This is a genomic window from Aeromonas sp. 602658 (assembly GCF_049173005.1).
GTDB lineage: Bacteria > Pseudomonadota > Gammaproteobacteria > Enterobacterales > Aeromonadaceae > Aeromonas > Aeromonas veronii_A.
Genome location: NZ_JAAKRF010000017.1, coordinates 1 through 26,425 on the forward strand (window position 1 = coordinate 1; position 26,425 = coordinate 26,425).

Sequence of the window (26,425 nt, forward strand, 5' to 3'; positions counted from 1 at the left end):
TCAGAAGTGAAACGCGGTAGCGCCGATGGTAGTGTGGCATTCGCCATGCGAGAGTAGGACACTGCCAGGCACCCAATACAGGAAACCCCGCTCATCGAGTGGGGTTTTTTATTACCTGCTATTCAGCAAGTCGCCAGCTTATTAAGCTTTTCCCTTCTTGTCATTCATTGAATCCCCCTACGAAGCCCCAAAGGGATCTCCTTTCGTGTTCAATATTTGCTCGCTGGTTCAATGGGTTGGATATAAAAAACACAGAATGTGATGCCTCTACCTTTCTTGTGATGCCTCCTCTGGTTTAATTCTTCAGTCCATATTGATGGACCAAGGAATCACAATAATTTAAGGAATAGACCCATGTTCAAAAGAACAGTAACGATGATGCTGGCGGCGGGAACCCTGGTATTAGGCGGTTGCGCATCCAATGGTGGTGCAGAGCAGGCAGCGGCAGACAACAGCGACTTCGGTGGCAAGTCCATCTACCTGCGCGGGGAGATGAACGACTGGATGGCGACTGATGAAAGCAAGGTAGTCAAGGTAGCCGACAAGCTCTACATGGCCAAAGGCACCCTCAAGAAAGAGTGGGCCCCCTACAAGTTCAAGTTTGCTGATTCAGGCTGGAGCTGCGGTACCAACTTTGGCTACAAGAGCCCGAGTGATGGTGTTGCCGTACTGGGTGGTGAGGCTGTGCCGGTCAACCCCTGTTCCAAGTATGAGGACATGAAGTTCTCACCGGATGCCGATGGCGTCTACGAGTTCTATCTGAATATGGCGGGTGAAACGCCGTCCGTTTACGTCAAGAAGCCCTGATCTATCTCTGAGTGTTAAATCTCTCAGAAAATTAATCAGTTAAGTGCCCTGGCCCAGAAATCTGCTGGCCGGGGCATTTTTTTAGGTTAGAATCGGCGCCTTCATGGCATCAGGTGTACTATATGTTGTGTCATTAATTTTAGATGGCACTATTTGTTGTGTTTTGTGCTGTTGTCATGATGTCGATGCATTCACATAAGGTTGATTGAAAATGGCTAAATCGAACCCGGTGCTGGAGAGTGAGCTTGGCTCCCGCCTTATCCCCATGCAGGAAACGTCCCTCGAGATCTGGGATAGCAAGTATCGCCTCAAGAGCAAGGATGGCACTCCCATCGACAGCTCTATCGATGAGACTTACCAGCGGGTTGCCCGTGCGTTGGCAGAGCAGGAGCTGGAACCGGAGGCCTGGTATGAGCCGTTCCTGTGGGCGCTGCGCAATGGGGCCATTCCGGCGGGCCGCATCACCTCCAACGCCGGGGCGTTTGAGCACAAGCCTGCCACTTCAACCATCAACTGTACTGTTTCCGGCACCATCGAAGATTCGATGGACGATATCCTCGGCAAGGTGCACGAGGCCGGTCTGACCCTGAAAGCCGGTTGTGGTATCGGCTATGACTTCTCGACCCTGCGCCCGCGCGGTGCCTTTGTCTCCGGTGCCGGTGCCTACACTTCCGGCCCGCTCTCCTTTATGGATATCTATGACAAGATGTGTTTCACCGTCTCGTCAGCCGGTGGCCGTCGCGGCGCCCAGATGGGCACCATGGATATCCGCCATCCCGATGTGATCGAGTTTATTCAGGCCAAGCGTGAAGATGGCCGCCTGCGTCAGTTCAACCTCTCTCTGCTCATCACCGAAGATTTCGTCAAGGCGGTGAAAGAGGATGCCCCCTGGTCGCTGATCTTCCCCTACACCGCCAAAGAGGTGGAGCAGGATGGCATTGCGCTGGACGATCCCGCTCAGGTGCTATGGGCCGACTGGCCCAACAAGGAAGGGGTTGTATTCAACGAGTTGGGGCAGGTCGCCTGCAAGGTCTACAAGACCCTGCCGGCACGCAAGCTGTGGAATGTCATCATGACCTCCACCTATGACTATGCAGAGCCCGGCTTCATCCTGATCGACAAGGTCAACCAGATGAACAACAACTGGTTCTGTGAAGAGATCCGCGCGACCAACCCCTGTGGTGAGCAGCCGTTGCCGCCCTACGGTGCCTGTCTGCTGGGCTCGGTCAATCTGACCAAGTTTGTGCGCGACCCTTTTACTGAAAACGCGGCATTCGATTGGCAGGCGTTTCGCAAGGTGGTGGCCATCTTTACTCGCATGCTCGACAACGTGGTGGAGATCAACCAACTGCCACTGGCCAAACAGCGCGAGGAGATCACAGCCAAGCGCCGGCATGGCATGGGTTTCCTGGGTCTTGGTTCGACCCTCACCATGCTGCAGATCAAGTACGGATCTGCGGCATCCGTAGCCTTTACCGAGCAGGTATCCCAGGAGCTGGCGATGACCGGCTGGCAGGAGTCCCTGCGTCTGGCCAAGGAGAAAGGCTCTGCCCCCATCATGGAGCAGGAGTTTGAAGTGACTGGCAAGATGCTGCGTCTGCGCCCGGAAATGGCGGCTGATGGCATCAAGGTGGGTGACAAGGTGAAGGGCAAGGTGCTGCATGCGCGCTACAGCCGCTATATGCAGCAGGTTGCCGAAGTGGATCCTGCGCTGGTCGCCGAGCTGGCGGAAGTGGGTGGGCGTTTCACTCACCACAGCAGTATTGCACCGACCGGCACCATCTCGCTGTCACTGGCCAACAACGCCAGCAACGGCATCGAGCCGAGCTTTGCCCACCACTACAGCCGCAACGTCATCAAGCCGGGCAAAAAGAGCAAGGAGAGTGTCGATGTCTACTCCTTCGAGCTGCTGGCCTACCGCGAGCTGGTGAATCCGGCCGCCATGCCCTATGCCGATGATGAGGCGAGCCGTCTGCCGGACTATTTCATTACTGCCGATGACATCAGCCCGGCCCAGCATGTGGACATTCAGGCTGCGGCCCAGCGCTGGATCGACTCCTCCATCTCCAAGACTGCCAACGTGCCGACCGATTTCCCGTTCGAGCAGTTCAAGGACATCTACATGTATGCCTCGGACTCTGGCCTCAAGGGCTGCACCACCTTCCGCTTCAATCCGGAGGCCTTCCAGGGCGTGCTGGTGAAGGAGAAGGATCTGGAGAACACCCTGTACGATTTCACCCTGGAGGATGGCTCCGTCATCTCCGTCAAGGGGAACGAAGAGATCGAATACGATGGCGAGCTGCATACGGCCGCCAACCTCTACGACGCCTTGAAAGAAGGCTATTACGGTAAATTCTGAGAACGACATTATGGTCAAGAAGATCGACAAGAAAATCGTCGCCTACAAGGTGCGTACCAAGGATGAGCCGCAAGAAGATCTCTCTGTGCAGGATGACGTAGTGCATATGCACGAAACCGTGTTGCGTCCAGAGCGGCTGATGGGCACCACCTACAAGTTGAAGACGCCTGAGCATGTCTCCGAGCACTCGCTGTTCATCACCATCAACGACATCATTCTCAACGAGGGCACGGTTCACGAAACTCGCCGTCCGTTCGAGATTTTCATCAACTCCAAGAGCCTGGAGCACTATCAGTGGATCGTGGCGCTGACCCGCATTATCTCGGCGGTATTCCGCAAGGGGGGGGATGTCACCTTCCTGGTCGAGGAGCTGCGTTCCGTATTCGATCCCAAGGGTGGCTACTGGAACAAGGGCAAGTATGTGCCGTCGCTGATCGCCGAAATTGGCAACGTGATCGAGAGCCATCTCACCGAGATCGGCATGCTCAAGGCACCGGGGTTGGACGAGCATCAGCAGGCATTTCTGGCCGAGAAGCAGGCCGAGCTGAAAGCCGCTCAGGAGGCTGAAGAGCAGCAGGCGAGCAGTGGTTTTCCGGCCAATGCCGCGCTCTGCTACAAGTGCCACACCAAGGCGCAGGTGCTGAAGGATGGCTGCATGACCTGCCTCAACTGTGGCGACTCCAAGTGCGGCTGACAAACATGCCCAAGTAGTTGAACGATAGAAAAGAGACCGGCCACAGTGCCGGTCTTTGTATTGCTGTTTTTATGCGCAATCACATCAGGCGGCCAAGTGATTTGTTGCGCGATAGTAAAATCGGGCGTAGCGTTGAGGGTAATAAAACTGTCACGGCCGTGTGGTTTCAATGACATCTGAGATTCACACACGTGGCCCTTCAGTGCCAAGGAGGATGCTTATGGACAATACGGACCGAAAGCTGTTTATCCTGGATACCAACGTTCTGCTTCACGAACCCCTCGCTATCTACTCCTTCAAAGAGCACGACGTGCTCATCCCCATGACTGTGCTGGAAGAGCTCGATAACATCAAGGATCGCAACAAGGATGTCAGCCGCGACGCGCGGGTGGCCATTCGTGCGCTGGAAGATGTGTTCCGCGATGCAACCCCGGATCAGATCACCCAGGGCGTGCCGCTGGCTGGCGAAGCGAGCGGCAATATCTGCATCTTCAGCGATCACCATCTGCCGCAGGATGCCGAGGTCTTTACCGACAAGGAGGCCGACAACCGTATCATCAACGCGGCCCTCTATCTGCAAAAGCATGAGTTGAAGCGCCAGGTGGTGCTGGTCACCAAAGACATCAACATGCGCCTCAAGGCCAAGGGAGCCGGGCTTGCTCACGTTGAAGATTACCGTAGTGACCAGCTGATCGATGATATCCGCCTGCTGGCCAAAGGCTTTCAGGTGGTGCCCGGCAGCTTCTGGGAGCGGGTTGGCGAGTGCGAGAGCGAGACCCATGGTCGCGACACCATCCATGTGATCGATGCCAATCTGCTGGAAGGGGTTCACGTAAACCAGTATCTGGTGGATGAAGAGAATTTCTTCGCCGCCCGGGTGCTCAGCCACGATGGCAGCAAGATCCGCATCAAGGATCTGGGCCGCGAGCGACTGATGTCTCGCAAGGCGTGGGGTGTACACCCCAAGAATGTCTATCAGGGGATGGCGCTGGATGCACTGCTCGATCCGCACATCGATCTGGTGATCCTGACCGGCCCGGCCGGTTGCGGCAAAACCTTGCTGGCCATGGCTGCTGCGCTGGAGTTGGTGATTGAGAAGGGCATTTACGAGAAGGTGATCGTCACCCGGAATACCCCGGAAATTGCCGAGAGCATCGGCTTCCTGCCCGGCACCGAAGAGGAGAAGATGATGCCCTGGTTGGCGGCGGTGACCGACACCCTGGAGGTGCTGCACAAGCAGGACGAGAACATGAGCGGCTCGCTCAGCTACATCATGGAGAAGGCCAATATCCAGTTCAAATCGGTCAACTTCATGCGCGGGCGCAGCATCCAGAACACCTTCGTGCTGCTGGATGAGTGCCAGAACCTGACCGCTTCCCAGATCAAGACCATCATCACCCGTTGCGGCGAAGGCACCAAGATCGTCTGCTCTGGTAACCTGGCCCAGATCGACTCCAACTACCTTAGCCCGGTGACCTCGGGTCTCACCTACATCGTCGAGCGTTTCAAGGATTTTGACGGCAGTGCCAACATCTTCCTCAATGGCGTCGTGCGCAGCCGACTGGCTTCGTTCGCCGAGGAAAATCTCTGATTTAGCTGACTATCTTCATATGAAAAAGGGAAGCCACTTGGCTTCCCTTTTTGATCATGGCGCAGTCTTTATTCCCAAGGGTTATTGGCCAAGATAGCGCAGCAGCCCCGGGTGGTCGCTGTTTTGCAGAATATCCGGCTTGCCTTGCAGGGCGATGCGCCCCTCGTCGACAAACAGCACCTGATCGGCGATAAGCTGGGCATCTTCCGGATTGTGGGACACCATCAGTACGGTAATGCCCTGTTCGCAGGCGAGGCGCGCCACTTCGGCCAGCATCTCCCGGCGCAGGGCGGGATCGAGGGCAGAGAAGGGCTCATCCAGCAGCAGCAGCGGTTTGCCGCGCACCAGCGCGCGAGCCAGCCCGACCCGCTGCTGCTGGCCGCCGGAGAGCTGTTCAGGCTGGCGGTTTAACATCTCGCCAAGACCAACCCGTGCGGCTGCATCGAGCACCTGTGCCCGCTGGGCGGCACGCAGGCGCAGACCCGGGTGCAAGCCGATGGCGATATTGTCGAACACCGACAGATGGAGGAACAGGTTGTGATCCTGAAACAGGGTGGTGACTGGTCGCTCGGCCGGGCCCAGTGGCAGCAGATCTTCGCCATCGAAGCTGAGGCGGCCCGACTCCACCGGCACGAATCCGGCGATCATCCCGAGCAGGGTTGATTTACCTGCGCCGCTTGGGCCGATCAGTGCGGTGATCTCTCCCTTGGGCAGGGTCGCGCTGAAGCTGACGCGCCAGTCGGGGTAGCTGGTCGCAAGCATATCAATGTTCAGCATGTTTTCCTCCAAGACCCCGCTCCACCAGCCAGAACAGGGAGAAACAGAGCGTCAGCAGCAGCAGAGCGGTGGCGGCTGCCTCGGTCAATCGATAGCTGCCAAGCTGTTGGTAGAGCAGCCAGGGCAGGGTGGTGAGCTCCTGACTGCCAAACATGGCGATGGCGCCGAGATCCCCCAGCGAGAGGATCATCGACAGTGCCATCGCTAGTGCTAGCGGGCGGCGCAGCAGCGGCCACTCCACCAGTCGCAGGCGATGCAGGCCGCGTACCCCCAGGCTATCCGCCAGCCGGTCGTATTGGCGCACCACCAGCTGCATGGGGGCGGAGAGGGTGCGCAGCACGTAGGGTAGCGCCATCAGGGCGTTGACCAGCACCACCAGCCAGGGGCCGAGTGCGAATACATCGGCAAAGGGCATAAACAGGATGAAGAGACCGGTAGAGAGCACCACTGCCGGGATCATCAGGATCACCGAGCCGCTGGCCTCCCACAGGGCGGCAGCCCGCCGCTTGCGAGCCCGTATCCGTAGATGACGGCTGGTCAGCAGCAGTGCACCGCCGAGCAAGGTGGCCAATGCACCGGCTGCCAACGCAATCAACAGCGACTGGCCGCTCGCCTGCCACAGCTTGGCGGAAGTGAGCGCCGTCAGCAGGCCGGGGTGGAGGCCAGCGACGACGATGGCCAGCAGCGGTGGCAGAAAGATGGCGAGGCCGATACAGAGCGAGAAGAGATCCACCAAGGCCGTGCCCGGTTGATGGCGATCCGGCCGTAGACAGGGACGACGGGGAGTCACCCGACTGGCCGGGGTAGTCTGCAGCTTGTGCTGCAGGAGCAGCAGGGTGGCGGTCAGGATGAGCTGCACCAGCGCCAATCCGCCAGCGGTGGCGAGATCGAAGTCAAAGCGCAGTGCCTGATAGACGGCCACCTCGAGGGTGGTCGATTTGGGGCCGCCGCCCAGCGCCAGCACGGTAGTGAAGCTGGTGAAGCAGAGCATAAAGATGAGGCTGGCAAGCCCCGGCAATATACCGCGAATGAGCGGCCACTCCAGCAGCCGGAAGATATGGGATGAGCGCATGCCAAGCTGGCTGGCGAGGCGCCAGCTAGATTCGGGGATACTCTCGATGCTCTGCAGGATGAGACGTGCCGCCAGCGGCATGTTGAAGAAGACATGGGCCAGCAGAATGCCGAACAGGCCGTAGAGATAGTTGCCGGGATCCAGTCCCAAGCTGCGCAGCAGTTGCGGCAGCCACCCCTGTTTGCCATGAACCGCCACGATGCCGAAGATGGCGATGATGACCGGCAGTACCAGCGAGAGACCGAACAGCTTGATCAGCAGGGTTCGGCCAATGAAGCGGCGCCGAGCCAGCGCGCGGGCCACCGGAATGGCGAGCCCCAGGCTCAGCAGGGTGGAGAGCAGCGCCTGCCAGAGGCTGAAGCCCAGCACATGGCGCAGATAGGGGTCTGCCAGCAAAGTGCGCGGCGCCAGTGAACCGGCCTGCCACAGCAGGGCCGCCAGCGGCCCGAGGGACAACAGCAGGATCAGCAGGGTGGCTGCACTGCCCGGCAGCCACCAGAGGGGGCGATCCTGTCGCTTCAGCGCGAGCTGACTCACTGGGCGACGGCTTGCAGCCATTCGCGGATCCACCCTTTGCGATTGGCAGCCACCTCATCGGCACTGAAGGCGAGCGGCTTGGCTACGGTGATCATCTGCTCGAAACCCTTGGGTAGCGGCGTGTCGATAACCGGATACATCCAGTTGCCGGTCGGGATCTCGTTCTGGAAGGCGGGGCTCACCATAAACTGCAGGAACTGATCAGCCAGCTTCTCCTGTTTGGCACTTTTCAGCTTGGCGGCCACTTCCACCTGACGGTAGTGCCCCTCTTCAAACGCCGCTGCCTGATACTGAGGCTTGTTCTCGGCAATCAGGTGGTAAGCGGGGGAGGTTGTGTAGGAGAGCACCATGTCCGCTTCGCCATCGAGGAACATGCCATAAGCCTCGGACCACCCCTTGGTGACGGTGACCGTCTTCCTGGCCAGCTTGGCCCAGGCTTCAGGAGCCTTGTCACCGTAGACAGACTTCATCCACAGCATCAACCCCTGCCCCGGGGTAGAGGTGCGGGGATCCTGATAGATCACCTTGAGATCGGGACGCTCCACCAGCTCTTTCAGGCTTTTTGGCGGCTGCTTGAGTTTGTCTTTGTCATAAACAAAGGCAAAGTAGCCGTAGTCGTAGGGGACGAAGGTGTCATCCTGCCAGCCCCCCGGCACCTTGATGCCATCCAGCTTGGCGGGGTGGGGGGCGAACAGACCGCTCTGCTTGGCTTCGCTGATGAGGGCATCGTCGAGCCCCAGCACCAGATCGGCCTTGCTGTGGTTGCCCTCCAGTCGCAGCCGATTGAGGATGGCGACCCCATCTTCGAGGGGAACCAGATTGAGGGTGCAGTCGCACGCTTTCTCGAAGGCCTGTTTGATCTTGGGCCCCGGACCCCACTCGGCAGTGAAGGAGCTGTAGGTGTAGACGGTGAGAGTATCGGCGGCGAACACATTGGCCGACAGCAGGCCGGTGGTGACCAGCAGCAGGGTCTTCATGGGTGGCATTCCCTATTACTTGTTAATAACGAGGTGCCAGCGGGTGAGGGCGCAAAAAATGAGCGCCATGCCTCAAATTCCTCCGCCAGCATTATCTGGATCAGGTACACGGGTATAATCTCAGCGGTAAACCGCACCCCGTTTGAGAAACGAACCGCATTGTATTAACGTTCTTTTGGGTAGACCAGCACAATTGTGCAATACCCATGAGATGACGCCCACCCAACAGAGGATGTTCGCGTGCTTACCAATACCAAGGAAAGGCGTGCCTTTGCGCGCATGGTCATCAATGCTCCGGTCACCGTCTATCAGCAGCAGCTGGTGCTGGAGGGGATCTGCCGGGATCTCAGTGCCAACGGCATGGGAATTGCGGTCTCTGAACACCAGCTCGACATCAATCAGCCCATCCGGATCAGTCTTGCCACCAACAACAACCTGTTGCCTCCCTTTGAAGCTCATGCCCGTATTATCCGGGTGCTGGAGGAGGAGAGCGGGTTGCTGCTGGCGGTGGAGTTTCTGCCTCAGGGTTAATCCTCTCTCCTCATCGGCAGAGGGAGGGGGTTAGCCTTTTTCCTGAACCGGTTGCACACTCAACTGCTTGCTATCGACCAGCGTTTTGCTGGTCGAAGCTATTTGGCCCGCAGGCAAGGTGGTGGGGCCTGTGGGTTCGAGCAGCAGGTAGTTTTGCCCCTGCCAGTTGAGGGTCGCATCCCCCGGCTTGGCGGGCAGGTCAACAGCCAGCAGGGCATGGCCGGGGACGAACACCATGGCCTGTTTCAGCTCGGGAAAGAGCTGGGCCAGCATGGCGGCCATCAGGGTTACCTTGCTGTCGCAATCACCCCGGTTCTGTTCCAGTACCTGACGGGGCGGGAGGAAGCCCTTGCCCTGTCTTCCATTCAGGCTGTCGAGCTGCTGATAGGGGATGCTCTGGATAAAGGTGAGCATATGGGCCACGGTTTTCTGGCGCGCTTCTGTTTCGGTACTGCCCTGCTGTTTGAGCTGATCCGCCAGCGGAGCAAGCCCGCTGCGACTCTCCAGCGCGATGCGCACATGATCTTGCTTCACCGCCAGCTGCCCGTCGGGGGTGTTGAAGTACTGGAAGTAGTGTTTGGTCAGCCACGCCTGCTCCTCTTTGCTCCGCTTGGACTGCAGAAAGGCCATCGCCTCGCGTGCCTTGTCCTGATTGCGGCTTTTCAGATGCAGCTCCAGCGAGGGGCGGGAGAGGGTGAACTGCACCTCGGGGTAGTTCTGGCGCACCTCCCGCAGCAATACCTGCAATACCTCCTCCTGCATTCTGGCCGGGCGATAGGCGATGAGAGGCGGTAACTTGCCCTGTTCGAGCCGGTAGGTGAGCTGTTGGGATTTGCCTTCGCTATCCTGCCAGCCGACGCTGATCTGGCCGAGGCTGTTGTTGAAGCTGGTTTGGCTGGCCCCCGCAGGCAGGGCAAGCAGCAGGGCACAGAGCAGAGGAATTGCCGTCGGTCTCTTCATCATCCTTTCCTGTGGCACGGGCCAGTTCCGGTGGTCCAAAGTGGGAAGCGTCGCGGACAGTAAAACAGGGAGCCGAAGCTCCCTGTTGATTCTACTCGTTTTTTGCAACTGGCTGATTAAATCCAGCTCGGCTGCTTTGCCTCAAAGGCGCTGATGGCGGCCTCGTGCTGCAGGGTCAGGCCGATGGCATCCAAGCCGTTGAGCAGGCAATAACGGCGGAATTCGTCGATCTCGAAACCGAAGCTGAGGCTACCTGCACGTACCTGATTCGCTTCCAGATCCACTTCGATCTGGATGCCCGGCTGGGCGGCGACCAGCTGGAACAGGGCGTCGACCTCCTCCTCCTTCAGACGCACCGGCACCATGCCGTTGTTGATAGCGTTGCCGTAGAAAATATCGGCAAAGCTCGGGGCTATGATGGTCTTGAAGCCGTAGTCGGCCAGCGCCCAGGGGGCGTGCTCGCGACTCGAGCCGCAGCCGAAGTTCTCCCGCGCCAGCAGGATGCTGGCACCGGCGAATTGCGGCTGGTTGAGTACGAACTCGGGGTTTGGCTGCTGGCCGGCATCGTCCAGAAAGCGCCAGTCGTGGAACAGGTGCTTGCCAAAACCGATGCGGTTGACCTTCTGCAAAAACTGCTTGGGAATGATGGCGTCGGTGTCGACGTTGGCGCTGTCGAGGGGGACGACGATCCCTTTATGCTGTTTGAATCCTGTCATCGAAATGTCCTCTTACAGTGCGCGAATGTCGGCGAAGCGGCCGGTGACGGCGGCGGCGGCGGCCATGGCCGGGCTCACCAGATGGGTGCGGCCGGCGCGGCCCTGACGCCCTTCGAAGTTGCGGTTGCTGGTGGAGGCGCAGCGCTCTCCCGGTTGCAGCCGGTCGTTGTTCATGGCCAGACACATGGAGCAGCCGGGCAGGCGCCACTCAAAACCGGCCTCGATGAAGATCTTGTCCAGCCCCTCGGCTTCGGCCTGCGCCTTCACCTGCTCGGAGCCCGGCACCACCAGCGCCTGCACGCCAGCGGCCACCTTGCGACCGCGGGCGATGGCGGCGGCAGCACGCAGATCCTCAATGCGGCTGTTAGTGCACGATCCGATAAACACCTTGTCGATGGCAACGTCGGAGAGCTTCTGGCCCGGTTGCAAATCCATGTAGGCGAGCGCCTTGCGGGCGGACTGTTGTTCCATCAGGTCGTTGAAGGATTCCGGTGCCGGAATCGGTTCATTGACGGCGATCACCTGGCCCGGGTTGGTCCCCCAGGTGACCTGGGGAGCGATATCAGCGGCGTCCAGCACCACTTCAGCATCAAACTTGGCATCGGCATCGCTCTTGAGGCTCTGCCAGTAGGCGATGGCCTGCTCCAGCGCCTCGCCCTTGGGGGCAAACTCCTTGCCACGGATGTAGTCGATGGTGGTCTGGTCGGGGGCGATCATGCCGGCCTTGGCACCCAGCTCTATGGCCATGTTGCACACCGTCATCCGCCCTTCCATGGAGAGGCCCGCAATGGCCTCGCCAGCGAATTCCACCACATAGCCGGTACCACCGGCATGGCCGACCTTGCCGATAATGGCCAGCACCACGTCCTTGGCACTGATGCCCTCGGCCAGCTTGCCGTTGACCGAAATGCGCATGGTCTTGGCGCGGCCCTGTTTCAGGGTCTGGGTCGCCATCACATGTTCCACTTCGGAAGTGCCGATGCCAAACGCCAGCGAGCCGAAGGCGCCGTGGGTGGCGGTGTGAGAGTCGCCGCAGACGATGGTGGTGCCGGGCAGGGTAATGCCGAGCTCGGGGCCCATCACATGGACGATCCCCTGATATTTGTGGTTGAGATCGTAGAGGCGAACCCCGAACTCTTTGCAGTTGTCGGCCAGCGTTTCCATCTGGATGCGAGCCATCTCGCCGGAGGCGGCGATGTCCTTGGTGGTGGTGGAGACGTTGTGATCCATGGTGGCCCAGGTCAGGTCCGGGCGACGCAGCTGGCGATTCATGGCGCGCAGGCCGTCGAATGCCTGCGGGCTGGTCACTTCATGCACCAGATGACGGTCGATGTAGATGAGGGGGGTCTCCCCTTCCACTTCCCGTACCACGTGGGCGTCGAATACTTTCTGATAGAGGGTCTTGGCCATTGCTTCTCTCTTCCTTGTTCTCTGTTATGCGGCTCAGATCCGGGCGGCGATCTGGCTACCCATCTCGGACGTGCTCTGCACCGGATGGCGGGCGCTGGCCTGATGCAGGTCGGCGGTGAAGTAACCCTCGGCCAGGGTCTGGGCCACGGCCTGCTCGATGGCTTGAGCTGCGGCTTCCTGGCCCAGGCTGTAACGCAGCATCAGGGCGGCGGAGAGGATCTGGGCGATGGGGTTGGCAATTCCTTTGCCGGCGATATCGGGGGCCGAACCACCGGCCGGTTCGAACAGGCCGAAACCCGATTCGTTGAGGCTGGCGGAGGGGAGCAGTCCCATGGAGCCGGTGATCATGGCGCACTCGTCGGAGAGAATGTCGCCAAACAGGTTGGAGCAGAGCAGCACATCGAACTGGGACGGGTCCTTGATGAGCTGCATGGTGGCGTTGTCGATATACATATGGTTCAGCGTCACGTCCGGATAGGACTTGGCTACCTCGGTCACCACTTCGCGCCACAGAATGGAGGAGGCGAGCACGTTGGCCTTGTCGATGGAGGTGACCTTGCTACGGCGCACCCGCGCAGATTCGAACGCTATCTTGGCGATGCGCTCAATCTCGAAGCGATGGTAGACCTCGGTGTCGAACGCCTTCTCGGTAGCGCCTTCGCCTTCGCGCCCCTTGGGTTGGCCGAAGTAGATGCCACCGGTCAGCTCGCGCACGCAGGCGATGTCAAAACCGCGATCGGAGATATCGGCGCGCAGCGGGGAGAACTGCTCGAGGCCGGTGTAGATACGGGCCGGACGCAGGTTGCAGAACAGCTTGAAGTGGGCGCGCAGGGGCAGCAGGGCGCCACGTTCCGGTTGATCGTTGGGGGGCAGATGTTCCCATTTCGGGCCGCCCACCGAGCCAAACAGCACGGCATCGGCCGCTTCACAACCTTTGATCGTGCTTTGCGGCAGCGGGGTGCCGTGGTTGTCGATGGCAATACCGCCCACGTCATGGCGATCATACTCGAAGGCGAGGCCGAACCTGGCCTGCACCTTCTCCAGCACCTTGATGGCCTCGGCCATCACTTCAGGGCCAATGCCGTCCCCCGGCAATACTGCGATCCGATAACTGCTCATACACTCTCCATCCTGATATTGTCTTTGAGATCCCTCTGTCCGGTTTCCCCGACGCTGCGCGCGGTTACCGGTTCAGACGTTCCCCGTCCTGATGTTGTCATTCCATGCCGTCTGTGTGGCTGTGAGTCCTGCTCAGACGGTTTCCGATGTGATGCTGTCATTCCATTCCGTCTGTTTGGTTCTGAGCCCTGTTCAGACGGTTTCTGATTTGATGCTGTTATTGCGTTCCATCTGCTCGGCCACCTGATCGGCGCGCCAGATGCTGTTGATCACATGGAGCAGGGCGTGGGCCGAGGATTCGATGATGTCGGTGGCCAGCCCCATGCCGTGAAATTTGCGCCCCTTGTACTCGGCGACGATATCGACCTGACCGAGGGCATCTTCCCCTTCGCCCTTGCTCTTGAGGGCATATTTGTCGATGCGGATCTCATAGCCGGTGATGCGGTTGATGCACTGGTAGACCGCATCCACCGGGCCATTGCCGGTGGCCGCTTCACAGATCAGATCCTGTCCCACCTTCAATTTGACCGAGGCGGTGGCCAGCACCGAGCTGCCGCTCTGGACCCCGAGGTACTCCAGCTTGAAGTGCTCCGGCTCTTCGTGGATCTGGCTGAAGAAGGCCAGCGCTTCGAGGTCGTAGTCGAATACCTGCCCCTTCTTGTCGGCCAGGGTCAGGAACTTGCCGTAGAGGTGGTCGAGGTCGTAGCTGCTCTCGGCGTAGCCCATGGACTCCATCCGGTGCTTGATGACGTGGCGGCCGGAGCGGGAGGTCATGTTGAGGTTGTTCTGGGTCAGGCCGATGCTCTCGGGAGTGATGATTTCGTAGGTATTTTTCGCCTTGAGCACCCCATCCTGATGGATGCCGGAGCTATGGGAGAAAGCGTTGGCCCCGACGATCGCCTTGTTGGGCTGCACCGGCATGTTGCACAGCTGGCTGACGAGGGTGCTGGTGCGATGAATTTCGTTGTGGCGGATATTGGTTTGCACCCCGAGCAGGTCGGCGCGGGTTTTGAGGATCATCGCCACCTCTTCCAGCGAGCAGTTGCCCGCCCGTTCGCCGATGCCATTGATGGTGCACTCGATCTGGCGGGCTCCCATCTGCACCGCGCCGATGGAGTTGGCCACCGAGAGCCCCAGATCGTCGTGACAGTGGACCGAGATGATCGCCTTGTCGATATTGGGGACCCGGTTGAACAGGGTGTGGATGATGCCGGAGAACTCGGTCGGCACCGTGTAGCCCACGGTATCCGGGATATTGATGGTGCGGGCCCCCGCCTTGATGGCGGCTTCCACCATGCGGCACAGGTTGTCTATCGGGGTGCGGCCGGCATCCTCGCAGGAGAACTCCACATCATCGGTGTAGCGCAAGGCGTGCTTGATGGCGCCGACCCCCATCTCCAGCACATCCTCGAAGCTCTTTTTCAGCTTGCTCTCCACATGGATGGAGGAGGTGGAGATAAAGGTGTGGATGCGAAACGCCTCGGCGACCCGCAAGGCTTCGCCGGCGGCGTCGATATCCTTGGGCAGGGCGCGGGCGAGGGCGCAGACCCGGCTGTTTTTGATGTGGCGGGCGATGGTCTGCACCGATTGAAAATCGCCGGGAGAGGAGACCGGGAAGCCCACCTCCATGACGTCGACACCGAGCCGCTCCAGTGCCTGGGCGATCTGCAGCTTCTCCTTGACTGTCAAACTGGCCGCCAGGGCCTGCTCACCATCACGCAAGGTGGTGTCGAATATGATGACCCGATCTGACATGTGACTTCCCTCTTCCTAAGTTCGGTAACGTGCATCCTGCGGCGGCATAAAAAAACCCGTGCAGGGTGCACGGGTTTTTGTAAATTCCGGCTATGCCTTAGCCCGGCTACAAGGATCCCGCGCGAGTTAACGCGATTAGGGAGATTAGTAGTAGCGGGGTGGCAATACGCATGACGTTGTTATTCCTTCCAGTCGATAACGCTTTTACCAATATCGAGATTTTTATGCTGTGTCAACACGGAAGGTCAGGGGCAATCTGCTGACGTATTTAATCGGATTGTAAAGGATTGCAAATTTCCTTGTCCCATATTCGGCCCATGACCGATTATCTGGTCATTCCTGCTGTGCTCTATTCTCTGCACAACCAGATCGACTTATCAGCATTGGCTGAATTATCTGAGGTGTTAAATGGAAAAACGTAGACCTGGTCGTCCGGTCGGACGTTCTGACATTCGTGACAAGTTGCTTGCTGCCGCCCGTGAGCGTTTTCTCAATACTCCCTATAGCAAGGTGACTACACGCGAAATCGCGGAGCTTGCTGGCTCCAATCTGGCAATGATCCACTACTACTTCGGCAGTAAAGAGGGTCTTTACAAAGCGGTGCTGGGCGATGTGGCCGAGCCCCTCGACCATGCCTGGCAAGATGAACACAGCAATCACAGCCTCAACGAGCTGCTCAACACCTACTATCAGGTGATGGCGCCCAACAGCGAGCTGACCTCTGCCATCTCCAGCGCATTGTCGACCGAGAAGAGCCCGGGCCGGGATTTTGTGCTGAACCGCCTGCTGGAACGTCAGCTGCCGCAGTTCGATGCCCTGCTGGAAACCATGAAGTCCAACGGTGAGCTGGGTGACAACTTGGATCCCGACATGCTGAAGATCTCCTTCCTCAGCATGATGTGGCAGCCATTCGTGATGAAAGATCTCTACGAGCAGGTGTTTGGCCTGAAAGTGGATGAGCACTTCATGGCCCGTCTGGCGGACCACAATTGCCGTCTGATGGAGACCGGCCTGCGCGGCAGCCACTGATTTTGCCGTAACATCGAGATTAAAAAGGGCCATTCGGCCCTTTTTTCATAAATCTGTTATCCCTTGTTCAACGTAACGTCATCCCGCTTTCTTACTCTGCAAGCAGAATTCAGGGAAGGAGGGGATATGAACAAGATCCAGCAATGGGACCTGCAGGTGTGCCGGGTCTGCCTGCTTCACGGCTACAACCGGCAGCAGGCGAGGGTGAGTCGTCTCATTTCCCGCACCGGCGATGGCCCGCTTTACGCCGTGCTGGCCGCCCTGCTCTGGTGGCAGGGGGAGGCAGAGCGGGAGCTGGTGCGACTGGCGCTGCTCGCCTTCGCCATCGAACTGCCCCTCTATCTGCTGCTGAAAAACAGCCTGAAACGGCAACGGCCGGTCGGCTTGCCGGTCTTTATCACCCCCTCCGATCGTTACAGTCTCCCCTCCGGCCACACCGCCGCCGCTTTTCTGATGGCCACCATACTGGCCACCGGCTTTCCGCTCTGGGCGCCCCTGCTGTTTGGCTGGGCGGCGCTGGTGGGGGCATCCCGGTTGCTGCTCGGGGTACACTACCTGAGCGATCTGGTTGCCGGTGCCCTGCTGGGTGGCGGTTGCGCCGTGCTGGCGCTCGGCTGGAGCCACTCATGAGGATACTGTTTGGGGTGCAAGGCACCGGCAACGGCCATATCAGTCGCAGTCGCACCCTGGCGCGGGCGCTGCGCACAGCAGGGGTCGAGGTGGATTATCTCTTTAGCGGTCGCCCCGCCGACCGCTATTTCGACATGGAGGAGTTTGGCGCCTACCGTGCCTTTCCCGGCCTCACTTTTGTGAGTCACGAGGGGCGAGTTTCTCCGTGGCGCACCCTGCAAGCCGCCTCGCCGCTCACCTTCTGGCGGGATCTGCGGTCTCTCGATTGCAGCGAATACGATCTGGTGGTGAGCGATTTTGAGCCGTTGACCGCCCATGCCGCCCGCCGCTATGGCAAGCCGAGCCTTACCATCAGTCATCAGGCCAGCTTCAACTGGCCCATCCCGCGCTGGGGGGAGGATGGGGTCAGCCGCCAGCTGATGCGCCACTTTGCTCCTGTGGATCAGCCGCTCGGGCTGCACTGGTTTCACTTCGGTCACCCCTTGCTGCCACCGGTGATCGACCCCATCGCCGCCGCACCGGATAACGGCGAGATCCTGGTCTATTTGCCGTTCGAGCAGACCGAGGCGATCGCCGCCTTGTTGTCGCGCTTTGGCCAGCAGCGCTTCGTCTGCTTTCACCCCGCCATTCGCACCCCCAGCCAATGGCGCAACCTGCGCTTCGAACCACCATCGCGGCACGGGTTTATCGCCGTGTTGGCCGGTTGTCGCGGCGTCATCTCCAACGCTGGTTTCGAGCTGGCTTCCGAGGCGCTCACCCTTGGCAAGAAGCTGCTGGTCAAACCCCTCGGCGGCCAGTTCGAGCAGCTGACCAACGGCAAGACCCTCGAGATGATGGGGTTGGCAACCCTGATGGATGTGCTTGATGCCAATCTGGTGCGTACCTGGCTCGACAGCGCCTCGCCGGGGGCTGTCTGTTACCCCGATGTAGCGGGGGAGCTGGCCCGCTGGCTGGCGGCGGGCGCGGACGAGAGCGTGGCCTCTCTGTCACGGCGGCTCTGGGCGCGCACCCTGTTTCCGGAGGAGGTGAGTGATCGCCTGAGCGAGCTGGATGGGGGCGACTGTTTATCCAGTTGCTGGTTATCGCAAGTGAGCGTTGTTGACTAGACTGAAAGGCGATCCCACCAAGGAGAGGACGGAGCAAATGCGCTTTACCAATGAAAACGGCGAAGTCATGAACCTGGCTGATAATCTCACCCTGCACGAGTTGCTCGATATGGGTGTCAGCATTTCGGTCAGTGAAGAGACCGATCCGGATCAGCAGATCTGGTTGGCGGAGCCGGATCAGGAGAACTGAGTCATCATTCGGCATCAAGCCCATCGCTGAGCGGTGGGCTTTTTTGTGGCTGTTTTTCCCCTCTGCGGAATGATCCGCTGGCCATTCCCCGACTTCCTTCCCTTTTGTCTCATGCTCGCTGCGGCAAGTCATTGAATGTTAATAGCCGGTTGAAATGTATGACTGTTCTGGTCAGATAAAGCCGTGGACAAGCGTTATGAAGCGGGTTAAGTTGGTTTTTCACCCTATTTTCGGGTGAATGACGGAAAAATCCTTTTTTTCTACTGTCGACGGGGCTGAATTGGACCGATCTGCCTTCAGATAACAACAAGAAACGGATCGGGCCGTGCCGGGAAGCACGGCATCGTCGGCGGGATTCGCTAAACGGAGCAAAGCCTGGAGGGCTTTATCATGGAGATGTTATCAGGCGCCCAGATGGTGGTTAGAGCGCTGGAAGATCAGGGAGTTGAGCACGTCTTCGGCTACCCTGGTGGCTCAGTGCTCGACATCTATGACGCTCTCTTCGAAAACGGCAAGATGGAGCATGTCTTGGTGCGGCACGAGCAAGCCGCGGTTCACATGGCTGACGGTTACGCCCGTTCCACCGGCAAGGTGGGGACTGTGCTGGTAACGTCAGGCCCGGGAGCGACCAACTGCATTACCGGTATTGCCACCGCCTATATGGATTCCATTCCGCTGGTGATCCTCTCCGGCCAGGTGCCGACCAGCATGATCGGTGAGGATGCGTTCCAGGAGACCGACATGATCGGTATCTCCCGCCCGGTGGTGAAGCACAGCTTCCTGTGCAAGAAGGCGAGCGATATCCCTGAGGCCATCAAGAAGGCCTACTACATTGCCGCCAGCGGCCGCCCGGGGCCGGTGGTGGTGGATCTGCCCAAAGATGTGCAGAACCCGAAAGAAAAATTCCCCTACCAGTATCCCGAGACGGTCTCCCTGCGCTCCTACAACCCGACCAAGTCTGGCCATAAAGGGCAGATCAAGCGGGCTGCCAAGCTGCTGGTAGAAGCCCAGCGCCCGGTGATGTACGTGGGCGGTGGAGCCATCAACGCCAATGCGGACCATCTGGTGACCAAGCTGGCGGAGCTGCTGAATCTGCCGGTGACCACCACCCTGATGGGGCTGGGGGCCTTCTCCGGTGTCCATCCGCAATTTATCGGCATGCTGGGGATGCACGGCACCTTCGAAGCCAACAAGACCATGCACAACGCGGATCTCATCTTCGCCGTCGGTGCCCGCTTCGATGACCGCGTCACCAACAACGTGGCCAAGTTCTGCCCCAATGCGACCGTGGTTCATATCGATATCGACCCGACCTCCATCTCCAAGACGGTGCAGGCCCATGTGCCTATCGTCGGCTCGGTGGAAACCGTGCTGGAGCAGATGCTGGAAGTGATCCGCGAGTGTGGCTTCGATAACGACAAGGAGGCGCTGGCGGACTGGTGGAGCCAGATCAACCAGTGGCGCTCCCGTCACTGTCTGGCCTACGAAAAGTCGGCTACCCAGATCAAGCCGCAACAGGTTATCGAGACCCTTTACAAAGTGACTCAGGGTCAGGCGTTCGTCGCCTCCGACGTCGGCCAGCACCAGATGTTTGCTGCCCTCTACTACCCGTTTGCCAAACCGCGCCAGTGGATCAACTCAGGGGGCCTCGGCACCATGGGCTTCGGTATTCCGGCCGCCATGGGGGCCCAGTTTGCCAACCCTGATGCGGTGGTCTGCTGCGTCACCGGTGATGGCTCGGTGCAGATGAACATTCAGGAGCTCTCCACCTGCATGCAGTACGGGGTGCCCATCAAGATCATCTCCATCAACAACCGTGCGCTGGGCATGGTCAAGCAGTGGCAGAAGATGTTCTACGGCGGTCGTCACAGCCACTCTTACATGGAGTCCCTGCCGGACTTCGTCAAGCTGGCGGAAGCCTATGGCCATGTCGGCATCGCGGTGAGTGATCCGGCCGAGCTGGAGAGCGCCATGGAGAAGGCCTTCGCCATGAAGGATCGGCTGGTGTTCATGGATATCTCGGTCGACCCGGATGAGCACGTCTATCCGATGCAGATCAAGTTTGGTGCCATGGATGAGATGTGGCTGAGCAAGACGGAGAGAACCTGATGAGACACATCATTTCAGTACTGCTGGAGAACGAATCTGGCGCCCTGAGCCGGGTGGTGGGTCTCTTCTCCCAGCGCGGCTACAACATCGAGACTCTGACGGTGGCGCCCACCGAGGATCCCACCCTGTCGCGCATGACCATCGTCACCATGGGTGACGAGCGGGTGCTGGAGCAGATCCAGAAGCAGCTGCACAAGCTGGTGGATGTGCTTAAGGTGTGCGACTTGAGCGAAGGGGAGCATATCGAGCGGGAGATCGCGCTGGTCAAGGCGCGCGCCGCCGGTGGTGCCCGTGACGAGCTGAAACGGCTGGCAGATATCTTCCGCGGCCAGATCGTCGACGTCACTCCTGAGCAGTACACGGTGCAGCTGGTGGGTACCAGCGAGAAGCTGGATGCCTTTATCAAAACAGCCGCCCAGACCAACGAGATCATCGAAGTGGTGCGCTCCGGCGTCTGCGGTATCTCCCGGGCGGACAAGGCGCTGCGGCCCTGATGGCTGGCGGGACTGCTGATGATGCGTCAGCTGCCGCAGAGTGAAAGGAAAGAGGGCTCTGCGGAGCCCTTTTTGTTTGGTTTTTCTTTACGATGGGGGGAGGGATGTTCGGTATTCATGATCTTGCACTGTTTATGGTCTCGGGGCTGCTGCTCAATATCATGCCGGGGCCCGACTCCTTGCTGGTCATGCTGCGCAGCGGTTCGCAAGGGTGGCGTGCCGGTTCGGTCGCGACGTTGGGCATCGGCACCGGTGTCATGGTGCATGTGTTGGCGGCGGCCCTCGGTCTGTCGGCCCTGCTCAGTGCCTCGGCCGAGTTGTTTGCCCTTATCAAGCTGGCTGGCGCCATCTACCTCATCTATCTGGGGTTCTCCCTGCTGCGTCAGCAGGCAACGGGTGCAATGGAGGGAGGGGCCACCCTGCCCGCCCTCTCCTATGGCCAGATTTACCGGCAGGGTGTGCTGACCAATGTGCTCAACCCCAAGGTCGCGCTCTTTTTCCTCGCCTTCGTGCCCCAGTTCATCGCACCGGATGCCCCCGACAAGGCGCTCGCCTTTATCCTGCTCGGTTGCATCTTCAATCTGGGCGGCATCATCTGGTGTCACCTGCTGGTCTTTACCACCGTCTATGCCAGCCACAGGGTACGGTTGTCGCAGCGCCTCGGTCGCTGGCTCAACCGGGGCATTGGCACCCTGTTTGTCGGACTCGGGATCAAGCTCGCCAGCGACTAGCTCGCCGCTTTCTGACCTGAGGCAGATTATGGTGCAGCGCGCTGTGGTATGGTCGTCGGTTAGCTGCGGGGTCTCTCCCGCGCTCTCTTATAAACGCCAGCATTGCTGGCCGCAGCAGCGAGATCCCTTGCCCAGATGAACATCGCCCGGCTCAAGAACTTTACCGAGATTGTGAAGAACAACTTCAACATCTCGGCGACGGCGGAGAAGCTCTACACCTCCCAGCCCACCCTCAGCAAGCAGATGAAGATGCTGGAAGATGAGCTGGGACTCGCCCTCTTTACCCGCAAGGGAAAGAATCTGGTCGGCTTGACCAGCGCAGGCGAGCAGGTGATGGAGTTGGCCAAGGGGGTGGTGGCACAGGTGGAGCAGATCAATCAGCTGTCGCTCGGGGAGCAGCTGGCCACCAGCGGGGTGCTGCGTATCGCCACCACCCACACCCAGGCCCGCTACAAGCTGCCAGCGGTGATCACCGAGTTCAGTCGTCGCTACCCTGACGTGGCGATCCAGCTCCATCAGGGGGCGCCAGCCCAACTGGCCCAGATGGTGCAAAGCGGCGATGTGGATATGGCGATCGCCACCGAGTCCATGTATCTGTTCGACGAGCTGGCCGCCGTCCCCTGTTATCGCTGGGGGCGCAGCGTGGTGGTGCCGCACGCTCATCCGCTGATCGACTGCCAGCCGCTGTCGATGGCCGATCTGGCTCGCTATCCCCTCATCACCTATGTGTTCGGTTTTACCGGCCGATCCAAGATGGACAAAGCCTTCAGCCGCCACGGTCTGTCGCCGAAAACCGTGCTGACTGCCACCGATACCGACGTGATCAAGCACTACGTCCGGCTCGGGATGGGGGTCGGGGTGATTGCCAGCGTGGCCTTCGACGAGGGGGACAGGGAGGATCTGGTGAGCCTCAACATCGACCACCTGATCGCCTCGAGCGCCACCCACATCTGCCTGCGCAAGCATGCCCATTTGCGTGACTACATGTACGACTTTATCCACCTCTACGCCCCCCATATCAGCCGGGAGACGGTGCAGTTGTACCTTATCAACCAGCCGCCCGCCGCCAATATGGCGGAGCTGCCGTGGCTCTAGCTGCGAGTTGTTTGCCGCGCACAGAGCAAAAATACAGAGACAAAAAAAGAGAGGCCACGGCCTCTCTTCTGGTTTTATCGGGATGCGGGATTAAGCGCTGCGGGTCGCCAGATTGATAAAGATCTGGGCTCCGACCAGCAGGCAGTCGTCATCCAGATAGTAGGGGTTTGCATGCAGATAGTTGCAGATCCCCTTGGCCTGACAGCCGCTGCCGAGGAAGAACATGGCACCCTTGCGGCCACGGCAGGCGTTGACCATATAGCTGAAATCCTCGCTGCCGGTCATCGGCTGACCCTGAGCGTTGATCCCCTCAGAGGGCAATACGTCGGCGGCCGCTTGCAGCAGACGGGCGCAGGCATCGGCGTGGTTCTCGACCGCCGGATAACCGGCATAGACCATCTTGGTCTTGAAGCCGCGCAGTTCGCTCTGGGCCACAATCTCCTTGAAGCTGTTCTTCAGGATCTGGTCGGTCTCGGCATCCATGGCGCGGATGGTGCCGCGCGCCTGCACATGGTCGGCGATGGCATTGGGAATGGTGCCGCCGTTGATCATGCCGCAGCCAAACACCGCCGGACTGAACGGACTGGTGCGCTTGGCGACGATGTAGTCCATGTCCTCGATGATCCGCACCGCTTCACGGATGGCATCCAGCCCCTTGTGGGGGGTCGAGCCGTGGGCGGAGATACCGTGCACATCCAGTGTCCAGGCGGAGCCCCAAGAGGACATGACACCGTGGTTGAACTTGATGGTGCCGGTCTCCATGGCGCCGTCGTTATGGAGGGCATAGACCTCGTCCACCCCCTTCATACAGCCCAGTTCGACCATCTTCTCGGCGCCCGGCACCCGCATGTCCTCTTCCGCCATCTGGAAGATAAAGCGGACGTTGTAATGCAGGCGATCGCGGTTGGCGGCCAGAAACTTGGCTGCGGTCAAGGCGATCGCCATATGGGAGTCGTGACCGCAGTTGTGAGCCATTCCCTCGTGGGTTGACTTGAACGCAACGTCGCTCATGTCGTGCATCTCGAGGCCATCCATGTCGGCACGGAAGGCGATGGTCGGCAGTACCGGGTCAACCACCAGATCGCCGTGGAAACCGGTGAAGCCCGGGTAGTCGGTGAGACGGTAGCCGAAGTTTGCCATCAGCTCGCGGCAGTAGGCCGAGGTCTTGAACTCGACACCGGAGGCCTCCGGAATGGTGTGCAGATGGTGGCGTACTTCGTGGCTGAAGTCGCGCAGGGCCAGCAGGGCCGGTTCAATGTGGATGTTGTTCATCAGATGATCCCTTGAATGGAGAAGCCGAGTTGGGCCACCAGCGAGGCGCCGAAGAAGCAGCAGGTGGAGACGATCATGAAGATCAGGATCACTTTCCAGGACATCTTCTTCAGCTCTTCCAGCTGACCGCCCACCGAGAGACCGGCGAAGGCCAGCAGCGGTACGCAGCAGGAGAGGAAGGAGATCTTGGCAACGGCGTCGATAAAGAGACCGCGCACCGGGGTCTCCGGCAGGCAGATCAGAATGCCGATGATGGTGGCATAGGCAAATGCCGGCAGGGAGGAGGGCAGGTAGCGCTTGGCAATCAGCGAGGCGAACACCACCAGTGACATGGCGATAAAGCTGTCACTCATCAGCCAGAGCGGAGTGCCGGTGGTCAGGGTCTGGGTAAACATGGCCAGCAGGATCGCCAGAAAGACGAACCGCATATCCATTACGATGCTTTTCATGCTTTCTCTCCTTTGGCAGTCAGGGCATAGATTTTTTCAGCGAGCGGCAGACCCAGATAGGTGAGGGAAAGCGCGCCAAGAGCCGAGGAGAGCAGGTTCGAGGCTGCCGCGATGCTCAGCACCTGCTGAGCCAGTGCTTCGTCGAGACCGTTGATCAGGGCGCCTGAGGCGGCACTCAGCATGGAGCCTGAGCCCACACCGGAGCCGGCGGCCAGCGCCAGCGGGTGCAGACCGGTGAGCGGGGCGATACTACCCAGCACGCTGAACCAGAGGGTGCCGATGACGGAGCCGCACAGGTAGATGGCCAGCACGCCGATGTACTCCTGGGAGCCGGTGCCGAACTTGCCCTGAATGACCGCGACGGACGGCTCACGGCTGATGGAGGAGCAGGCTCCGATGGCGCGACGGCCAAAGCCGAACTTCACCGCCAGCGGAATGGCGATCAGGATTGGCAGCAGGTTGCCAATCTCCTGCAGGAACAGCGGCACGCCGACGCTCAGGATCATCTTCAGGTTGGGGATGATCATCCCCGCATACTGGGTGCCCAGGATCAGCAGGCTGAAGCCCACCATCTTGCCGCAGAAGCCCTCTTCTTTTTCGGTGAAGAGCTGCTTCCAGCCGGGGATACGATCCTTGACCGGTTTGGCGGAGACAATCATGCCGATGATGACGGCAAAGAGCATCGGCAGGATCGGGATGATGGCGATGCCTATCTTGATCTCCTGTTTACCTATCAGGTACTGGGCCACAAAGATCAGCATGGCGGTTGCCAATATGCTGACCGTGACCGTCTTGAGGGGGCTGGTTTGCTGCATAGTCTTTTCTCTTGTTATTCCCATGTGTGGCCATCGTCAGGGTTGTCCAGACCGATGATGGGGGCATCATAGGGAGCGAAGAGGGGCAGGAATGTGACCTTCATCAAGCTGGCCATATGGCATTTTTTCATGGGGTATGCCCTTTAACCCTCTGGATACCAAGGGTTAAATGTCGTTAACAGAACGTCAGCATTGGCAGGACAAGATAAGCAAACAGGAGGGAAATGGTGACACCGCCCCGCAGGGCGGTGACGCGTATCAGGCTGGCGTTTTGAGCCGTGCACTGCGCAGCAGCAGGGGCAGTTGGTAGAGCACAAGGGCGCCGAGCACCAGTCCGGCTCCGGCCAGTTTGGCGCCGCCGAGGGGTTCGTTGTAGAAGAGGGTGCTCAGGATCAGGGTCCAGACCGGTTCCAGCAGCATCATCAGGGCTGCGTGAGCAGTAGTCATCTTGCTCAACGCATGAGTGAGCAGCCAGTAGCGCAATGTGGTGGCGATCAAGACGCTCGCCGCAAACCACCCCCAGATGCCGTGGCTGACTCCAGCCTCTGGCCACTGCTCGGTCAGCAGGGAGAGCAGGGTGCCGAGCAGGCCGGTCATCGCCAGCTGGATGCAGGTGAGCCAGGTGGGGGCAATGGATTGGGCGAAGTGGCGATGGACGGCAAGCTGGATACCGAGGGTGGTGGCCGCCGCCAGAAACCAGAACAGCGAGAGCGACACGCCCCAGTGGGTACTGCTGGAGAGCAGCAGCAAACCGGCGATGGCGATGGGCAGGGTGAGCCAGTAGTGGCGGCCGGGCTTGGCCCGAAAGGCTCCCCATGCGGCCAGCGGGGCCATCAGGGTGGCGACGCTCATGATAAAGGCGCCGCTGCCCAGCGCATCGCTCTGGCTGATGGCGGTGACCCACAGCAGCAGGCTGGCACCGAGCAATGTGCCGCAACCGGCAGCGCGCACCAGTTGGGCGCGAGTCGGCGGCGGTTCACGCAACCAGGCCAAGGGGAGCAACAGCAGCGCCGCCAGCAGGAAGCGGCTGCCGATAAAGGCGGCAGGGGGCAGTTCGCGGATCGCCTCTTTCGAGAAGAGCCAGCCAGCAGCGGCCAGCAGGGTGACCAGTACCATCAGCAGCAGGGGAGTGCGGTTCATCGGGGTCGTCATGGTGAAATGGAGGGGAGAGCATAAAGGAAAGGCGCCAGGTATTGCTAC

Annotated in this window: 25 protein-coding genes and 1 riboswitch; of the genes, 13 read left to right on the forward strand and 12 right to left on the reverse strand. The window is 59.7% G+C overall.

Annotated features, from left to right (window positions below):
- Window positions 1–354 precede the first annotated feature (354 nt).
- The 4 genes from G5253_RS12980 to G5253_RS12995 all read left to right on the forward strand — a co-directional run bounded on the left by G5253_RS12980 (window position 355) and on the right by G5253_RS12995 (window position 5,451).
- The gene (locus G5253_RS12980; protein ID WP_115521700.1) at window positions 355–807 is read left to right on the forward strand and encodes a pullulanase; all 453 of its coding nucleotides are present in this window, start codon (window positions 355–357) and stop codon (window positions 805–807) included.
- A 211-nt stretch (window positions 808–1,018) separates the two neighbouring features.
- Window positions 1,019–3,166 carry an adenosylcobalamin-dependent ribonucleoside-diphosphate reductase gene (locus G5253_RS12985; protein ID WP_421203450.1) on the forward strand — a complete coding sequence of 716 codons (2,148 nt, stop codon included), beginning with the start codon at window positions 1,019–1,021 and terminating at the stop codon, window positions 3,164–3,166.
- A 10-nt stretch (window positions 3,167–3,176) separates the two neighbouring features.
- Window positions 3,177–3,860 carry an NrdJb gene (locus tag G5253_RS12990; protein ID WP_421203452.1) on the forward strand — a complete coding sequence of 228 codons (684 nt, stop codon included), beginning with the start codon at window positions 3,177–3,179 and terminating at the stop codon, window positions 3,858–3,860.
- Between the two features lie 220 nt (window positions 3,861–4,080).
- Window positions 4,081–5,451, forward strand: a complete 1,371-nt coding sequence (locus G5253_RS12995; protein ID WP_005339173.1) for a PhoH family protein — start codon at window positions 4,081–4,083, stop codon at window positions 5,449–5,451.
- Between the two features lie 81 nt (window positions 5,452–5,532).
- On the opposite strand, the gene thiQ is transcribed toward G5253_RS12995, so the two are convergent.
- From thiQ to thiB, 3 genes are read right to left on the reverse strand one after another with little or no spacing between them, the layout of a single operon-like run.
- Window positions 5,533–6,228 carry a thiamine ABC transporter ATP-binding protein gene (thiQ, locus tag G5253_RS13000; RefSeq protein WP_421203454.1) on the reverse strand — a complete coding sequence of 232 codons (696 nt, stop codon included), beginning with the start codon at window positions 6,226–6,228 and terminating at the stop codon, window positions 5,533–5,535.
- Window positions 6,215–7,858 (reverse strand): thiamine/thiamine pyrophosphate ABC transporter permease, encoded by a 1,644-nt coding sequence (gene thiP, locus G5253_RS13005; protein ID WP_421203456.1) that lies wholly within the window; start codon window positions 7,856–7,858, stop codon window positions 6,215–6,217. Before thiP ends, thiQ begins: the two co-directional genes overlap by 14 nt.
- Window positions 7,834–8,814 (reverse strand): thiamine ABC transporter substrate binding subunit, encoded by a 981-nt coding sequence (gene thiB / locus G5253_RS13010; RefSeq protein ID WP_421203458.1) that lies wholly within the window; start codon window positions 8,812–8,814, stop codon window positions 7,834–7,836. Before thiB ends, thiP begins: the two co-directional genes overlap by 25 nt.
- A gap of 60 nt (window positions 8,815–8,874) precedes the next feature.
- Window positions 8,875–8,965, reverse strand: a riboswitch (TPP riboswitch).
- A gap of 89 nt (window positions 8,966–9,054) precedes the next feature.
- On the opposite strand from thiB, the gene G5253_RS13015 reads away from it, so the two are divergent.
- Window positions 9,055–9,345 carry a PilZ domain-containing protein gene (locus tag G5253_RS13015; RefSeq protein WP_005339160.1) on the forward strand — a complete coding sequence of 97 codons (291 nt, stop codon included), beginning with the start codon at window positions 9,055–9,057 and terminating at the stop codon, window positions 9,343–9,345.
- 30 nt (window positions 9,346–9,375) lie between these two features.
- Here the strand turns inward: G5253_RS13015 and G5253_RS13020 are convergent, their stop codons facing one another.
- From G5253_RS13020 to leuA, 5 genes are all read right to left on the reverse strand, one after another.
- Window positions 9,376–10,305: a transglutaminase domain-containing protein gene (locus G5253_RS13020; protein WP_421203460.1), complete on the reverse strand. Its 930-nt coding sequence runs from the start codon at window positions 10,303–10,305 to the stop codon at window positions 9,376–9,378.
- A 116-nt stretch (window positions 10,306–10,421) separates the two neighbouring features.
- Window positions 10,422–11,021, reverse strand: coding sequence for a 3-isopropylmalate dehydratase small subunit (gene leuD / locus G5253_RS13025; RefSeq protein WP_021231980.1), 600 nt, complete (start codon window positions 11,019–11,021; stop codon window positions 10,422–10,424).
- Window positions 11,022–11,033: 12 nt separating this feature from the next.
- Window positions 11,034–12,431 (reverse strand): 3-isopropylmalate dehydratase large subunit, encoded by a 1,398-nt coding sequence (leuC, locus tag G5253_RS13030; protein ID WP_335877873.1) that lies wholly within the window; start codon window positions 12,429–12,431, stop codon window positions 11,034–11,036.
- Window positions 12,432–12,464: 33 nt separating this feature from the next.
- Entirely contained in the window at window positions 12,465–13,550 is a 1,086-nt protein-coding gene (leuB, locus tag G5253_RS13035) for a 3-isopropylmalate dehydrogenase (protein ID WP_421203463.1), read from the reverse strand.
- A 192-nt stretch (window positions 13,551–13,742) separates the two neighbouring features.
- A complete protein-coding gene (gene leuA, locus G5253_RS13040; protein ID WP_005341192.1) occupies window positions 13,743–15,305 on the reverse strand; it encodes a 2-isopropylmalate synthase in 1,563 nt (520 codons plus the stop codon).
- 408 nt (window positions 15,306–15,713) lie between these two features.
- Between leuA and G5253_RS13045 the strand changes: the two genes are divergently transcribed.
- The 8 genes from G5253_RS13045 (at window position 15,714) to G5253_RS13080 (ending at window position 22,689) form a co-directional block, all read left to right on the forward strand.
- Complete coding sequence (locus G5253_RS13045; RefSeq protein WP_005349170.1) at window positions 15,714–16,334, forward strand: TetR/AcrR family transcriptional regulator; 621 nt, start codon at window positions 15,714–15,716, stop codon at window positions 16,332–16,334.
- A 126-nt stretch (window positions 16,335–16,460) separates the two neighbouring features.
- Entirely contained in the window at window positions 16,461–16,964 is a 504-nt protein-coding gene (locus G5253_RS13050; protein ID WP_005339149.1) for a phosphatase PAP2 family protein, read from the forward strand.
- Complete coding sequence (locus tag G5253_RS13055; protein ID WP_278168973.1) at window positions 16,961–18,070, forward strand: MJ1255/VC2487 family glycosyltransferase; 1,110 nt, start codon at window positions 16,961–16,963, stop codon at window positions 18,068–18,070. Before G5253_RS13050 ends, G5253_RS13055 begins: the two co-directional genes overlap by 4 nt.
- Window positions 18,071–18,107: 37 nt before the next feature.
- Window positions 18,108–18,260, forward strand: coding sequence for a hypothetical protein (locus G5253_RS13060; protein ID WP_005339147.1), 153 nt, complete (start codon window positions 18,108–18,110; stop codon window positions 18,258–18,260).
- Between the two features lie 390 nt (window positions 18,261–18,650).
- Window positions 18,651–20,369 (forward strand): acetolactate synthase 3 large subunit, encoded by a 1,719-nt coding sequence (locus G5253_RS13065; RefSeq protein WP_005339146.1) that lies wholly within the window; start codon window positions 18,651–18,653, stop codon window positions 20,367–20,369.
- The gene (gene ilvN, locus G5253_RS13070; protein WP_005311605.1) at window positions 20,369–20,863 is read left to right on the forward strand and encodes an acetolactate synthase small subunit; all 495 of its coding nucleotides are present in this window, start codon (window positions 20,369–20,371) and stop codon (window positions 20,861–20,863) included. The genes G5253_RS13065 and ilvN overlap by 1 nt, the downstream gene beginning before the upstream one ends.
- Before the next feature lie 104 nt (window positions 20,864–20,967).
- On the forward strand, window positions 20,968–21,594 hold the full coding sequence (locus G5253_RS13075) for a LysE family translocator (RefSeq protein WP_100646735.1): 627 nt from the start codon (window positions 20,968–20,970) through the stop codon (window positions 21,592–21,594).
- 135 nt (window positions 21,595–21,729) lie between these two features.
- Window positions 21,730–22,689 carry a LysR substrate-binding domain-containing protein gene (locus G5253_RS13080; protein WP_421203465.1) on the forward strand — a complete coding sequence of 320 codons (960 nt, stop codon included), beginning with the start codon at window positions 21,730–21,732 and terminating at the stop codon, window positions 22,687–22,689.
- A gap of 90 nt (window positions 22,690–22,779) precedes the next feature.
- On the opposite strand, the gene G5253_RS13085 is transcribed toward G5253_RS13080, so the two are convergent.
- The 4 genes from G5253_RS13085 to G5253_RS13100 all read right to left on the reverse strand — a co-directional run bounded on the left by G5253_RS13085 (window position 22,780) and on the right by G5253_RS13100 (window position 26,365).
- Entirely contained in the window at window positions 22,780–23,961 is a 1,182-nt protein-coding gene (locus G5253_RS13085; RefSeq protein WP_421203467.1) for a M20 metallopeptidase family protein, read from the reverse strand.
- Window positions 23,961–24,410: a hypothetical protein gene (locus G5253_RS13090; protein ID WP_201942653.1), complete on the reverse strand. Its 450-nt coding sequence runs from the start codon at window positions 24,408–24,410 to the stop codon at window positions 23,961–23,963. The genes G5253_RS13085 and G5253_RS13090 overlap by 1 nt, the downstream gene beginning before the upstream one ends.
- Entirely contained in the window at window positions 24,407–25,225 is an 819-nt protein-coding gene (locus tag G5253_RS13095) for a DUF3100 domain-containing protein (RefSeq protein ID WP_005339140.1), read from the reverse strand. Before G5253_RS13095 ends, G5253_RS13090 begins: the two co-directional genes overlap by 4 nt.
- Before the next feature lie 258 nt (window positions 25,226–25,483).
- Window positions 25,484–26,365, reverse strand: a complete 882-nt coding sequence (locus tag G5253_RS13100; RefSeq protein WP_421203469.1) for a DMT family transporter — start codon at window positions 26,363–26,365, stop codon at window positions 25,484–25,486.
- Between the last annotated feature and the right edge of the window lie 60 nt (window positions 26,366–26,425).